This window comes from Planktothrix tepida PCC 9214 (assembly GCF_900009145.1).
Taxonomy (GTDB): Bacteria; Cyanobacteriota; Cyanobacteriia; order Cyanobacteriales; family Microcoleaceae; genus Planktothrix; species Planktothrix tepida.
The window spans coordinates 217,192-233,096 of record NZ_LN889812.1; the positions used below are offsets into that span (position 1 = coordinate 217,192).

The 15,905-nt window shown below is 41.9% G+C and carries 5 protein-coding genes and 1 pseudogene; 1 reads left to right on the forward strand and 5 read right to left on the reverse strand.

Translation table 11 applies throughout. The features are described 5' to 3' along the window. Positions 1-121: 121 nt before the first annotated feature. Positions 122-3,448: pseudogene (locus tag PL9214_RS30170) on the reverse strand (Ig-like domain-containing protein); the annotation flags it as partial. Between the two features lie 568 nt (positions 3,449-4,016). After that, on the reverse strand, positions 4,017-6,152 hold the full coding sequence (locus PL9214_RS20900) for a hypothetical protein (RefSeq protein ID WP_072721172.1): 2,136 nt from the start codon (positions 6,150-6,152) through the stop codon (positions 4,017-4,019). Positions 6,153-6,316: 164 nt separating this feature from the next. On the opposite strand from PL9214_RS20900, the gene PL9214_RS20905 reads away from it, so the two are divergent. Further along, positions 6,317-7,726, forward strand: a complete 1,410-nt coding sequence (locus tag PL9214_RS20905) for a proton extrusion protein PcxA (protein WP_072720671.1) — start codon at positions 6,317-6,319, stop codon at positions 7,724-7,726. An 11-nt stretch (positions 7,727-7,737) separates the two neighbouring features. Here PL9214_RS20905 and PL9214_RS20910 read toward each other — a convergent pair whose 3' ends face one another. The 3 genes from PL9214_RS20910 to PL9214_RS20920 form a co-directional block, all read right to left on the reverse strand. Then, the gene (locus PL9214_RS20910; RefSeq protein WP_072720672.1) at positions 7,738-10,044 is read right to left on the reverse strand and encodes a GAF domain-containing protein; all 2,307 of its coding nucleotides are present in this window, start codon (positions 10,042-10,044) and stop codon (positions 7,738-7,740) included. Positions 10,045-10,200: 156 nt separating this feature from the next. Further along, positions 10,201-15,585, reverse strand: a complete 5,385-nt coding sequence (locus PL9214_RS20915; RefSeq protein ID WP_072720673.1) for an ATP-binding protein — start codon at positions 15,583-15,585, stop codon at positions 10,201-10,203. 24 nt (positions 15,586-15,609) lie between these two features. After that, positions 15,610-15,867 (reverse strand): helix-turn-helix domain-containing protein, encoded by a 258-nt coding sequence (locus PL9214_RS20920; RefSeq protein ID WP_072720674.1) that lies wholly within the window; start codon positions 15,865-15,867, stop codon positions 15,610-15,612. Between the last annotated feature and the right edge of the window lie 38 nt (positions 15,868-15,905).

The following is a 15,905-nucleotide window of genomic DNA, read 5'->3' on the forward strand; positions in this document are numbered from 1 at the left end:
AATTAGTAATCAGTAATTAGTCGTAGGGACAGGTTCATCCAGATGAGTGATTATTCACAAAGATCTAAGAGAACCTGCCCTTACCAGCTATTTGTACCAATAGTTAATCGTCAACTGTCAACTAGATAATGACAAAATCACTAGGCGTAATTAAGGTACTAATATTGCTGGTTGCTGGATCAATAGACGGTAAAATTCCTAAATCAAAAGCCGGGAGACTATCATCACTTAAATTTGGATCATAGCCCATCACATAAGCACCCGGGAAAGCGGCATAAGACAAGTTATTGCGATAGACAAAGAAAGCGGCAGTATCACTGGAACCTTTTTGATTTTTCAAAGCTGCATTGACCGCTTGAACATTATCAAAGGTATCTTGGAAAATGATCACTTGTTTATTACTAATATCATCCCCTGTAGAACCCAGATTAGAAACGATTATTCCTTGTAGAGGAACAACGGTTCCTTCTGCGGTGGTAAAACCGGGGAAACCAAGAGAACTAAACAGGAATCGATCATCGCCATTAACATTAAATTCTGTGATCACATCAACGCCTTCTGCGGGAGCTAAATAGTAGTAAGAATTATTACCCACATTCCCAATTAAACTATCAGCCCCGGAGCCTCCAGCTAAGGTATCATCATCTTCACCACCAAAGATTGTGTCATTGCCACCATCCCCAAAGATGACGTCATTACCAATTCCCCCAAACAAACTATCTAAGCCATCTCCAGCATAGATAGTATCTTCTCCAAAATCACCCAAAATCGAGTCATTTCCAGCTTCACCAAAGATGGAATCATCTCCCGTTCCTGCTGAAACGCTATCTGCCCCTGAACCACTACTAATAGTATCGTCTCCATCTCCACCGGTGATAGAATCATTGCCATCACCAGCAAAAATGGTGTCGTTATTCTCTCCGGCATCAATAGTATCGTTATCTGCACCCCCGAGAACTAAGTCTCGACCCACTCCGGCAAAAATTAGGTCTTGTCCTTCTTCTCCATACAGAGAATCATCTCCAGCATTTCCAGTGAGGGAATCATTTCCACTGCCCCCTAAAAGGGTATCGTTCCCAATACCACTAATGAGAATATCATCATTATTCCCACCGGAGAGTAAATTACTATCATCTCCAGCAACTAAGGTGTCATTCCCATCTTCTCCTAACAAGGTATTGCGACCTGCACCTCCATCCAGAGAGTCATTTCCTTGACCTCCAAATAGAGAATCATTCCCAATTTGACCCAGGAGAATATCGTCTTCTTCATCTCCTTGCACAACATCATTTCCTTCTCCCCCATCGAGAGAATCTCGTCCGCTTCCTCCTTGTAAAACATCTCGGTTGCCTAGTCCTAAGAGGGTATCATTTCCAGCAAATCCTCTGATATTTTCACTTAAACCACTACCTGTAATGAAATCATCGCCGTCCGTACCGGAAATAATATCATCAACAATGGTGATACTAAAGGCATTCTGGGTTGTCGTCCCAATGTTATCAGTGAGAACGAAAAGAAAGTCGTCTTCTCCTGATAGATTTCGAGAATTATATTCAATGGAACCGTTGTTAATATTTTCTTGAGTAAACCTCTCTCCCACATTAATAACTTGAGGTGTAGACCCGATGGCTTGTAAATTCCCTAAGCTGGGTTCTTGAGTAATTTGGTAAAAAATTTCATTCGGGGGATTATCAGGGTCTACTGCCAAAAGATTTCCAGCAGTAAGATTTTCCACATCATTAAGCGCAATAATAATCCCATTATTCACTAATAATGTCGGGGGAACATTAACAGTGATTAAGACTTGAGCCGTGGACGTTAAGCCATAACTGTTTTGAATGGTATAGGGAAAGGTTGATGGCCCTGTAAAACCTGGAATAGGGGTGAACGTAATATTTCCTCCAGAGGTAATCGCTACACTACCATTGGCAACTGTCCCGGTACTGACTAACGTGAGTTGACTTCCTTGGGGGTCGGTGTCATTTACTAACACGTTAAAGGTGACAGAACCATCGGGAGTTCGTTTTACGGTGTCATTTTGAGCAATGGGGGGTTGTAACGGGGGAGTGGTTGGCGTCGGTGGAGTCGTTGGTGTGGGAGTTGTTGGAGTTGGTGGTGTTGTTGGGGTGGGAGATGTTGTTGGTGTGGGTGGTGTTGTTGGAGTCGGTGGTGTTGTTGGAGTCGGTGGTGTTGTTGGTGTGGGTGGTGTTGTTGGAGTCGGTGGTGTTGTTGGAGTCGGTGGTGTTGTTGGAGATGGAGTTGGAATCGGAATAATCGTACCGGAAATGGGAGTAAAACTATCCGCGTTGATGGTGGTGCTATTTACCCCAATGAGAACGGCAATATAATCTCCTGCACTGCCGTTTCTAATAATCGTATTCCCGGCATTTTCAGCACTTTGGGTAATCGATAAGTCACTAAATTGTAAACCCCCAGCTAAACCAATGCGATCGCCCAATTCAAAATCATTCACAATTTGAGCGTCTTCTAAATTCCCTCCTCCACTTTCGGGAGTCATCACGAAGGTATCATTTCCTGAGCCACCTGTGAGGGTATCAATGCCTTTACCACCCCAGAGAAAATCATCTCCAGTTTCACCCGAAATTTGATCATCTCCTTCGCCTCCGAAGGCAGTATCGTTACCAACGCCACCAAATATTGTATCGTTGCCTTGATTTCCTTGGAGACTATCAGCACCGTCATTTCCAAACAACAAGTCTGCTTCGTCTCCGCCTGTTACCGTATCATTTCCAGCATCCCCCCAGAGGACATCACTACCTTTATCTCCATAGACAAGATCATTGCCTTCTCCACCTCTAACACTATCGCCTCCTTGACCTCCATAAAGGCTATCATTTCCCAAATTCCCAATGACGGTATCGTTTCCGAGTTGTCCTAATCCAGTATCATCTCCTTCACTACCATCGAGAAAATCATTATCCTTGCCGCCATTGAGTTCGTCGTTACCTTCTCCTCCGGTGAGGCTATCATTTCCTTCATTACCGTAGAGGGTATCATTGCCTTCATCCCCTCGAAGTTCATCATTTCCCGCTAAACCAAAGATGGTATCGTCTCCACCTAAACCGTTGATCACATCATTTCCAGAGGAACCTGTAATATAATCGCTGGTTTCTGTTCCTTTACCAATTCCTTCAATAATAATCGGGCGATTCCCCGCTAACACTTGAATAAAAACTTGGGCTGGGGCGGTTCCTTGTTCAATCGTATAACTAAAACTATCGACTCCAAAAAAATTCGGGTCAGGAGTATAAGTAAAAATTCCAGCCCCATTAAACACTAAAGTTCCATTAGAAGTTGAGCTAAATTGAGCAATACTGATACTGGTTCCACTTCCTCCGGGAATAGAATCATTTTCCAGAACATTAAAAAAAGTTGCTTGTTCAAAGTTCGTCTGAAAAAAGTCATTATTAGCAATCGGAGCCGGATTTGTCCCGCCNGAAAAATTAACAGGGTTTCCTCTGTATTAATAACTCTGGCCCTAACAGTATTAATTGCTGCACTTGTCATTTCTTAGTCTCCTCATGAATAAACCCAAGCAATCAAATTAACTCCTTACACCCCAACCTCGTTTCATTTATAGCATTCCCAGAAGGGTTGATGATAGTAACATCAATTTCTATAAATTTATCGAATTCAATTGTTTACCTGAAAACAAACATAGCCAACTCCATTTTAATATTATTAGTAAAATTTTTCTATTTCAAAAATGAGTAAGCCTCCTTGCGGAAGCCTTCCAAAATTGAAAATTGTTGATTCAAAATGATGAAGAACTTAGAAAAAGAAAGAAGAAAAGTTAAAACTTGCACTTCATTGATTTTAAGTCCTTGTGTGAGATTTTATAGGTTAGTCTGAAGGTTAAATTTACCTTCTAGGGTGACTGTTTGGGTAGATGATCCTGTGCAAAAGTGGCGTCCCAACACTATCTCCTATATTATCTTATTTTTTCGCTTGTTCAATTTGAACCAATCGAAACCTAATATTCCCCAACTTACAGTTCAATAATAATCCTGATTACTGATAACTGATAACTGATAAAGGGGGCCCAGTTGTTCTTGGCCATTAACCGCTAAATCACTGTGACACAGAATTAAGCGATCGCTGACCCGACTCAACAAATCTACAATAATACGACGTAATCGTTGTAGATCAGCTTCCAACCCCTCTTCCACTGTCCAGGGACGATGCTCTCGTTCCCTTAAAAACAGGGGTGCTCCCCACAGAATACTTGCTCCCCCACTTAACCACAAGGGAGATCCTACATCAAGCCAAAAGTGCCAACGATGGGATGCTCGACTGGCCCGATATTGGAAAATCGTGCCTAAAGTCACCCCCCCAGGTTTAATCCCCAAACTGGATATCGGATAGGGATTCGCAGAAACGACTCCTAGACGCAATAACTGAATAAACTGACCCACTTGTTCTGAAGGGGTAACACCAGTTTGCAGTTGTAAACGATTCTGCACCTCCCAATAATGAATTGCCGTTTCCATTAACTCTCGCAGGACGGACAATTGATCGGGTCTTAAACTAGAATCATGAATTAAAAATTGCTGAATTCCCCGGTCTAACAGCACCACCGGACTGGCTAAGAGTCGTTGTTGATACTGTTGTTGTTGAACTTCAATCCAATGCAGAATCTGTTGGTAAGCTTGGGTCGCTTGATATCCCAACCGATCCCAACGGGGAAAAGCCGTCACCGGAAGCAACCGAGGATTTTCCCAATCTGGCACAAAACAATGATCCGCCAACAGACCAGCCCGTACAGGGTCAATCACAGGGGTTGACAATTCCCTGTTCCCTTCATAACTGAGAGTTACCAGCATTTCTGCGATCGCATCTCGGTGGACAAGGCGACCATTTCCCGGATAAATCAAGGCCATGAGGGTTAATAAAGCTCGAACCAGGGGAGAACTGACGAGGGGACGTTGTTCTTGCATCGACTCCACCGTAATACCTGCATGGTTGAGCAGTTCTCGCAGGGTATAACGGGCAATGGCATCTAAACCGGGAGCAATAACAGCAATTTCATCCGGTTGTACTTGACCTGTTTTTACGCCTGCAATAATCTGTTCAGCCGTTTGTCGCAGTAAATCAGCCCGTGATAGGGTTTGAATCGATTTAATATTAGGAGAAAATAATAGGGAGTCGGGAAAGGCGATCGCATTTTCAAACACTAATTCCAAAATTGGTTGCGCCAGGTCTTTTCCTAAACCTTGGGGTGAGTCTAAGGTTTCCACACGACAACGGGATTGTAAACTGGCGAGGTCATTGGGATCAGCCCCTAACCCCAACCGTACAGCCCCCTTTGGATTGTAGGTAAATGCAGCCATTTTTCCCTGCTCCAGAAAGAACTCAAACAAGTGGCGAGCGAGGGCGGGATATTCATCCACATCATCAGCTAAAACCACTGGATATCGACGCAGTAAGTGTTTTTGATAGATGGGATGATGCAGCAGGTGTTGACCATAGAGGTCTGCAATTATCCCATAGGTGAGTAACCCCCGTTCTAAACACCAGTTTTGCCACTGTTTCAACCAAAAACCGATTTGTTGATTCAGGGTTTCTATTGTCTGTCTGCGGGAGTCAAACCCCTGCTGTAAAATCTGAGGAATGTCTTCAATGGAGGTTCCACTCAGAGCAGCCAGTTGTAGAAGATCCAAGACTTGGCGCACCCTACGATTAACGCTAATCCCTGGACGTTCTAAGCTGTGGATTTCTAGATCACGACTCCAAAGTGCCAGTGCAAGTTCCTGTTCAGTTTCAGGACGTAATCGCAGGGGAAATTGAGCTTTTAACCCTAACTTTTCGACTAATAGGGGCCAAAATAGAATCACTTCATCTTGAAAAAAGCCTAAAGGGGTTGTGGAGTAAAAAGAATATTGTCCCTGGGGTGTAGTGGTCAAACGCTCTGCTAAGACCATCCGATTATCACTATTAGCCGCAAAAATTAAGGTCGTCGTCCCCGTGAGTTGAAGCTTTAATCGGCTTTTTTCCGTTTTCTTTTTCCCCCGTTGGGGGTTGGGGCGTGTTCCCAATACAGGTGTCCATTCACAAAATAACTCAATGAGGCGAGTGGTTTTGCCACTACGGGAACCTCCAGTAATCCACAAAGCAGGAGACAGCACAGCAATCCGATAGAAATTTGCTAAGATATCCCGTACATTGTACCGATCAAAAAGACAGTAGACAGCAGACAGGACAGAGCAAGTAGGAGGCAACAGTCACAAGTCATACGATAGGGGACACTTGAAGACTCCTGACTGATAACTGATAACTGATAACTGATAACTGAACTATGACGACTTCTAGCTCTAATTTCTTAAAACGATGGTTTGGGAATGCGAATCAATGGTTCCGTGATACGCCTGAACGAGCTTTAGATCAAGCTTATGATGCCGCTTTGAAGATTCGTTCCCTGGAAAATGAGCATTTTCAAGGGGAAAAAATTCCCTCGGAATCTCATGCTGAATATAGCGATCGCACTCTGGCTTATTTTAATTCTGAACTGAAAAAACATCTCAAAATGATTCAGACTCGCTTAATGGTATTTAATGCTAGTCGTTCTGTTTTGGGATTATCTGAACAACTCAATCCAGCCTCAACGGTGAACGGTGAAATCACCCATAACCTGGAAAGGAATGGTTCATTACCTGACTCTAAAATTATTTCTATTATCTGTGAAAAGCTCGATTATATTGATACGGTGATTTCGCGATACCACCCCATGCCACCGGAAGATTCCGTTGCTTTAATGAACGCTCCTACGAATCAATCTCTATCGCTGCGGAACACAGTTATTAATCAAGATCTTAGCATTACAAATACTCCGGGAACGAATAAATCTTTGAATAATGGAAGTCCGACTTCGAGTTCGGGAAAAACAATTCAACAGGATTTAACGACTAAACCTTCCCCCAGTGTTCTTCCTCGATCTTTACTGAGAACTTTAAATCGGGTTCAACAGGAACTCAGACCAGAATCTGAGTTTGAAATGATCCAAAACTATCGAAAATCTAAAATCAAAACCCTTGTTTCTATCCGATTTGTTTTATTGTTAATTTTAATTCCCTTACTCACGCAACAATTGGCTAAAAATTTTGTAGTCGGCCCCCTTGTGGATCGAATTTTTACCAATCAAGAGCAAACGCCTATTTTTCTGAATGTTAATATGGAGGAGGAAGCTTTTGTTGAACTTCAGCATTATGAACAACGGCTGAAATTTCAAACCTTAATTGGTCAAGCTCCTCCCCTAACCCCACAGGAACTCGATGAAAAATTAGAGGAAAAAGCCAAAGAATTAGCGGAAGAATATAAAGTTGACGGAAGTAACGCCATCAAAAATGTTTTTGCTGATATTATCGCTGTTTTCATGTTCTGTTTTGTGCTAGTTTCAAACCGGAAAGAGGTAGAGATTCTGAAATCCTTTATGGGGGATTTAATTTATGGATTGAGTGATAGTGCTAAAGCGTTTATCATTATTTTATCCACCGATATGTTTGTGGGGTTCCACTCTCCCCACGGTTGGGAAGTAATATTAGAAAGTACAGCGCGACATTTTGGACTCCCTGAAAATCGGGATTTTAATTTTCTGTTTATTGCTACTTTTCCGGTTATCCTAGATGCGGTGTTTAAATATTGGATTTTCCGATATCTCAACCGCAGTTCACCTTCTGCTGTTTCTACCTATAAAACGATGAACGAGTAAGGGTTATTGCCTTATTCCAGAATAGCAACACGCGCATAATTTAGCCCACTAACGCCCGGAAGGGGATCAACGATTCCAAATTCAATTTGAGAATCTACCCACCCTTCCCGATGCAAATAGCGAAAATATTGTTCATATTCTTGCCATTCTTCTTCTGTTGAATAAACTAGGGTTAGCATTCCGGGTTGGGTAATGCGAATTTTGGTGTCTTTATCCACGCCTTTATCAATCCGTTTTTTAACAATTTCATACCGGATATCACGGGTTCCTCGAACAGCAAAAATACCTTCGGTATTCTCATCATGAAAAATATCAATCGGGGTATATTGGACTAAGACTAAATGGGCTAAATCTAGGGTTATTTTTTGTTCTGATTTTAAGCGAAATATCCTGCGGGCGCAATCACACATTGCCCTCAGTTGTTCATATCTTAAACTGCGGATATGAAAGGAGGTAAACCGAGAATCAATGGACTTTCCAACATAAATAATATGATCCATTCCATCACTAAATTCCATTTCACAATAATGGGGAAGAATAGCCTGCATTTGCTCTTGCCAGTGTGTCCAAACTTGTTGTAAATGATAGGTAATTAGGTTTAACATTTCATCATAGTAAGATCGGGCAGTATAAACACATCCATGTTCATTGTTACAAGCTTCTTTATACTGTTTTAAAGCAGTTTGTACCTTGGGACTACACTGAGAAAAACAATCAAAATAAATTTCTAAATGCTCTTTCAAATAATCCGTTGAACTCATTTCAATTTCAACATTAATTTCTGTTTTAAGTTGAGTAATATAGTCTTGTAAATCCAGTTTAAGCTGTTCTCCTAATGAGGATTTTTGGGTTTCACATAAAGCTTCTACAATATTAATAGCTAATTGAAATTGTTCTAGTAAATCTACCTGAATCGCCCGATTTCGTTGTTCTGATGAACCTCGAATATCAGAAATTCCATAGAGGGGATAAACGGTTTCAAAGATAATTGTTTCGGGTTGAAATCCCCAACTCCGGCGCTCTGCTTCTTGTAAAAATCGCCATTCAACGGAAGGATGAATATTGCGTAAGTTTGTGAATTGTTCTTGTAAACAATGGCAGAATGCTGTAATAAAAGCTGGGATTAATTGATAGGCATTTTTAACATCACTTAAGGTAAAATGGTTGGGGTGATCACTCGTTAATCCTACCACCCCTAAAATTTGTTGACTTCCTTGTAAATTAACGGATTGAATCACTAAGGGAATTAATAAAACCGAACGTATATTTAGCTTTCTTAAATAGCGTTCACAATCTGTAAAACACTGTTGTCTCAGGTCGGGAATATTAATGACTTGATTGTCTTGAAGTGCTTGTAACATCGGAGAATCTTTTAAGGTATCCAGAGGATAAATGATGGGTTGGTGAAGGGGATTATTATTTAAACTCTGGGATAATTTGGCTTCTTGTCCTTGAATTCTCATGACTAAACAAGTTTTAACTCGAAATAAAGCTTGTAATTGTTGTTGAATATTTTCCCATTGCTGAGATTGGACTATTAAATCTCGACTAATTAATTGATGGGTAAGACGACGCATTTGTTCGGATTCTGTAATCTCTAATCCTTCTAACAAAAATACTCCCTTGACTTGATAGTTTTCTAAATTTAATTTTTGGGCAATGTCATCTAAATTTCCAGGTTTTAAAAACCAACTTTCTCGCTCAGAGAAGGGCATTAAGTTAAATTTAAACTCTGCAAAGTCATCGAGTTGAGAATTAAGTTTTGTGATCTGTAATAAATCGGAATTTAACCAAATTTGAATAAATCGTTGTTCTGAAGTATTAGCTGAATTTAAAATAGCGATCGCCGACTGATTAAAGAGTTGTAAAGATTGTAAATCAATGTCATAATATTGCTTCAGAATGTGATGTAAGAGATGATAACGATAGAGTTGTTCAAAGGTTAAACTATCCCACTGTTGAAAGAGATCTGAAATTTTAATATTTAAGCCGTTAAAGAGTCCGTCTTCAATTTTAGGATTTTTATTTTTTCCCAGCAACTTCGCCGATAATCCCGTTTCTGACCCTAATAAAGTTGAATGAATCTTAGAAACTTGACAAAATAATTCATTTCCATAACGCAAGATTAAAGTTTGTGGCTCAATTACTGCCATCAACAGATGACTACAGCGCTGTAAATAGAATAACTGTTCTAAACTCTGTTTCCAATCCTGAAGGGGTTCAACTTTCTCGGACACGGTTAATGGTTCTGTAGACTCGGATGATACAGTATCTTTAGAAAGTTTACCGTTAGTCGAAACCGACTTAGAAATAGTCATAGCACAGCACCAAATTGGGGTGAAAGCTGAAGTTATCTCAATCTTCTACGGGTCGTATTTTTTTAGCTGCCCTATTTTCAGAAAGGTGCGAGGGCTATACCTATAATTTTATCAGGTTTTTGTTGGGGTGACAACCCCATCCGATTCCTAACCGCTTTATTTTTTTGTTAAATTAATAATAGCAAGAACTAACTCATCAGGTTCTATGGGTTTGGCGAGGTGAACTTGAAATCCAGCCGCTAGAGCTAAAGCCTGGTTCGTTTCTCCAGCATAAGCTGTTAAAGCGATCGCAGGAATGGATGATGTTTTTCTGACTTCTGCAATTAACCCATAACCATCCATTTCTGGCATCCCAATATCCGAGATTAACACATCCGGCGAAAATTCCGACATCAAACCCAAAGCTTCCCGTGCGCTGTTAGCAACTCTCACTTCAGCCCCAGCTTGTTCTAATATAAATTCGACTAAATCCCGAATATCAATTTCATCATCAACCACTAAAATTTTTAACCCCATTAAGTCAATTTCCTCAGTCTCTATTGTTGGAGATTGAGGTTGTTCCCGCTCATAAGCCATTAAAGGTAACTGGACGAGAAACACCGCACCTTGTCCTTCTCCTAAACTATCAACGCTGACTGTTCCTCCATGTAATTCTGTGAGATGGCGAACAATGGCTAATCCCAATCCTAAACCACCAAATTTACGAGTTGTTGTACTATCTTCTTGACGAAAATAGTCAAAAACAAAGGGTAAAAATTCAGAATTAATTCCTTTTCCCGTATCTTTAACTTGAATTTGAGCTTGACCTTCTCGACACTCTAATTGCACCTCGACAACGCCTCCAGAAGGAGTAAATTTAATCGCATTCGATAACAAATTCCACATCACTTGTTGCAACCGAGTTTTATCTCCTAAAACATTGATAAAAGATTGAGATTCCGGGAACAAGGCCTCGGGACTTCTCAAAACTTGTCGCAGAGGAATCACCCCCATACCTTCGCCGGGAATCACCTCAAACGTCACCTGAATTCCCTTTGCTTCTGCGGCTAATTTCACGGTTTCTAAAGCGGCTTGAATGGTGGAAATTAAATTAACGGGCTCCATATTTAACGCCATTTTTCCGCGTAAAATTCGAGAAATATCTAATAAATCTTCAATCAATTGGGTTTGTAATTTGGCATTGCGTTCAATCGTTTCCAGGGCGCGGGCGGTTCCTGCTGCATCAAATTTGCGAGTTTGTAACAGTTTTGTCCAGCCTAAAATCGGATTCAACGGCGATCGCAACTCATGGGATAAAACCGCTAAAAATTCATCTTTGATTCGGTTTGCAACTTCTGCTTCTTCCCGGGCGGCTCGTTCACGGGTTAACAGTTTTTCTCGCTCTTGTTCGGCTTGTTTTCGTTCAGTAATATCTCGACAAATCGCTTGTACCGTTGGTAAACCATTGAGGGTAAACAGAGTCGCACTGACTTCAACCGGAATTCGATGTCCCTGTTTGGTGCGATGCACCGATTCCACCACCAAACGCTTCTGCTGAAGTAGTTGTTCTATATTGGCTTGGGGATAAACCCAGGATGAACCCACAATATCCGCCACAGACATCGTAAGCAGTTCTTCCCGACTAAAGCCTAACTTGTTACACGCTTGTTGATTAACTTCGATAAACGTTCCGGGTTGGTAATCTGGCGTGAGATGGTACACCAGTACCCAATCTTCCATGCCATGAAATAAGGTAATAAACCGTTGTTCGCGTTCTCGTAGTTCCTCTTCGGCTCGTTTGCGATCGCTAATATCTAAAAACGCACCAATAACCCCTCGAATTTTCCCCCCCTCGTCGCGTAAGGGAACCGCCCGACCATAAATATACCGAACTTCCCCATTTTCAAAGACAAACTCAAATTCTGCCTCAACATCCTCCCCCGTGCGTCCCGCTATTTGCATGGGTAACTCTTCCAGGGGAATATCAACCCCCTGGTGTTGAATTGTGAATAAAAAAGGATAACTTCCATCTTCCGGGGTAGCCGTAACAATGCTACCAGACGGTAACTGTACCAATTGATGGGCAGCCCGGTTTGCTGTCATCTCATGACATTGGGGATCGTGGGCAACCCAAACCGCAGCCGGAACCGTTTCCATAAAGGTTCTCAATTCCTCAGCCCGTGCATTAGCCAAGGCTTCACTTTGGCGTAAGGCTAATTCCACTTGTTTATGGTCGGAAATATTAACCCCAGAACAAGTAACTCCGATGATTTCATCCTCCGTATTGCGTAGGGGTTCAATGGTTAAATCAAAATAATATTTCTGTTCCTGGATAATCAAACAAAGTTCCTCCCGTGCCCCGGTAGCGGTTTCTAAAACCTGGCGTTTGAGTTGAACCAGTTGGGATGCTTGTTCTTGTGGGAGTAAGTCAAAATCGCTGCGACCGATAATTTCATCAACAGATTGTTGAAGAAAGGGATTATAAATCCAGGTGTAGCGTAAATTTTGATCTTGATTAAATAAAGTAATCGGTGCACTTTTAAGGGCAACTCGCAATCGTTCTTCACTTTGGAGTAAGGCTGCTTCTGATAATTTGCGATCGCTAATATCACTAAAAGAAATCGCCACACCATCACCAATTTTAACACACATATTCCGAAACCAACCCATAATTCCTTCCGATTGGTAACATAACTCAATATCGTGGGGTTCTCCGGTTTCTACTACTCGCACATAACGTTCAAATAAATCACTATTGGTTTTATTCCCTGGAAGCACTTCTAAAAGTCGCTGACCAATTAACTTTTCAATGGTTTGGTGTAAAACGTCAGCCGCTTTCGGATTAACATAAGTCCACTCAAAATCAATAATTTTGCCCGTTTCATCTCGCACACTTTGCAAAATAGTAAAGGCATCTAAGGATAATTCTTGAGCCACCCGAAATCGTTCTTCGCTTTGACGCAGGGAAACTTCAGCTTGTTTTCGTTCGGTAATATCTCGCCAATAAACGGCTAAACCTTCTTGATAAGGATAAACGTGGGCTTCATACCAAAATCCCGGATGAATCGTTGAAGTTTCAAAATGTTCTGCCTCCTGATTTTCCATGACTTGATGCAGTTTTTGAGCTTCAATAGATTTTAAAAAATTAGGATAAATTTCCCATAGGTTACACCCTAATAATTCCCCTCTGGTTTTCAAAAATAGCCGTTCTGAAGCTTGGTTAATATAGGTAAATCGCCACTGATGATCTAAGGCAAAAAAGCCATCGGTAATACTTTCGAGAATATCAATCACCTGGGCTTTTGTGGTATTTAATTCTTGTTCTCGAATTGTGGCTTCCTGTCGCAGTCGAGTAAGTTCTAAAATGGAGTGGACACGAGCTAAAAGTTCACGGGCTGAAAACGGTTTAATTAGATAATCATCAGCCCCGGCTTCTAAGCCTTCAATAGTCGCTTCTTCTCCAGCCCGAGCAGATAAAAGAATAATGGGGATTTCTTGAGTTCTGGGATCTCGTCGTAGGGTGTGCAGCAGTTCAAAACCATCTAATTCCGGCATCATAATATCAGAGACGACTAAATCCGGTTTCTGACGATGAATCGCTTCTAAGGCTGCTAACCCATGATGAACGCTTTCGACTTGATAGTGTTGACTCAACAAACGCTGCATATAATTCCGCATATCCCCATTGTCTTCTACCAGCAGAATGCGGGAAGTAGGGGATAAAAAAGGTTTTAACGGGGCGATGCAAGACGGATTTTCCCAACTCATTACCTCTTCTAAATAAGCTGTGGCTTCTAGGGGTGAGGAATTGTAGCGAGTTGTCTGACAAATCTGATCAGTATCCAGATGAGCGCAGCCAGAGGGAATGGACACGATAAAACAACTCCCTTCCCCTGGAATACTGCTAATTTCAATCGTACCTGCGTGCAACTGGACTAACTCTTTGACTAAGGATAGACCAATGCCCGATCCCTCATAGGTTCTGCCTTGCGCTTCGGAAACACGATGAAACCGTTCAAATACATGAGGAATGTCTTTGCTGCGAATCCCAATTCCGGTATCTTGAACATTCAGTTGAACGTGATCCCCCATCCACCGCAGAGACACTGTAATTTTGCCTTTGAAGGTAAATTTAAAGGCGTTTGAAAGGAGGTTGAGAACTATTTTTTCCCACATTTCCCGATCAATATAGATAAGTTCTGGGAGGGGAGGACAATCGATGATCAACTGCATTCCGGCTCGTTCAATAGCCGAACGAAACATACTTGCAAGTTCTGTGGTAAACCTTGATAAATCAGTGGGTTCATAAACCGCTTGAAATCGTTCGGCTTCCAAACTGGAAAAATCGAGGAGAGTATTCACGAGTTTGAGAAGTCGTAAGCTATTGCGTTTGGCGACTTGTAATTGTTCCTGTTGATCAAGATTGAGGGAGTTGGGACTGAGAAGGGTTTCTTCTAAGGAACCCAAGATTAAGGTTAATGGAGTGCGGAATTCATGACTAATATTACTAAAAAAAGCAGTTTTGGCTCGGTTGAGTTCTGCTAAGGCTTCGGAGCGTTGTCGTTCAGCTTCGTAGGCTTGAGCATTGGCGATGGCGATGGCGACTTGATTGGCAATTAAATCAAAAAACCCCCGATAGGAGTCATCAAAGGCACGTCGGGGGCTAATTCCTAGGATTAAAAATCCGGCTAACTGAGATTGGGGCTTTTGAGTTAAGGGGATGACCATCGCAGCCTGGGGAGGTTCATCCCAAACCCCCATCGGTAAGCTGTCAAACCGAGTATTTAAGTCTTCTAATAGCAGTGTTTCCCCAGTTTGGTTAACAAGATTTAACTCCCAAGGATCAGAATTTTCGGTTAAGTTAATCGGGGATAGGGCAATGGGATGATTCGGTTCTATTCCGGCGGTTCCCGCAAGATAAGCTTGTTTTCCATCTTGAATGCGATACAGCAGGGCGAAGGGGATATCCATGTTGTTAGATGCGATCGCCTCAATTGCACGCTGACAAGCTATTTCAACGGTTTTAGCGTCGGTGGTGGCTGTGGCAATTTCCCGCAGGGTTTGCAGTCGTCGTTCTCCGATGATTTGTTCGGTGGTTTCGGTTACAGCACAAAAAATACCCCCGACTCCGCCACTTTCGTCGGTAATCGGACTATAGGAAAAGGTAAAATAGGTTTCTTCGGTATAACCGGAACGGTGCATGATCAGCATCAGATTTTCTGACCAGGTAGGCTGACCTGTATGCAGCACACTTTCGGCTAAGAGTCCCACGACATCCCAGACTTCAGCCCAACAATCTTTCGCAGATTGTCCGAAAAATTGAGGATGTTTTCGGGTTCCTAAAATGGGGCGATACGCTTCATTGTAGAGGTTAATGTATTCTTCGCCCCACCAAATAAACATCGGATAGCGAGAGTTTAAGATAATACTGACGGCGGTTCGTAAACTCTGAGGCCATTGGGACGGTGGGCCGAGAAGGGTTTTTGACCAATCTAAGGTACAGATTAACTGATGAATTTCCCCTTGCCCACTGAACGAATCTGTTGAGAGGTTAATGTTCACTCTTTTGAACCCCTATTTTAGTCCTTAGTCGGAAAAATATTGAGCCAGAAGATCCCGACTTCGTTGTTGCAGAGTTGGTTCTGGCGAAGCACTCATCTGATCAAGTAATTGCTTAATCTGATTTAAGGCTAAAGGTAGGGGTTTGGTTCGCCCATTCTCCCATCGATTGACACTTTGGAATGATACCCCTAATTTTAAGGCAAATTGAACTTGAGACAAATTCAGACACTGACGAGTTTCACGAATTAACTGTGCTACTCTTTGTTGCTCTGTAGCCTTCATAACAAAAGGTAAAAAGGATTAATAATTAGCTCGAACCA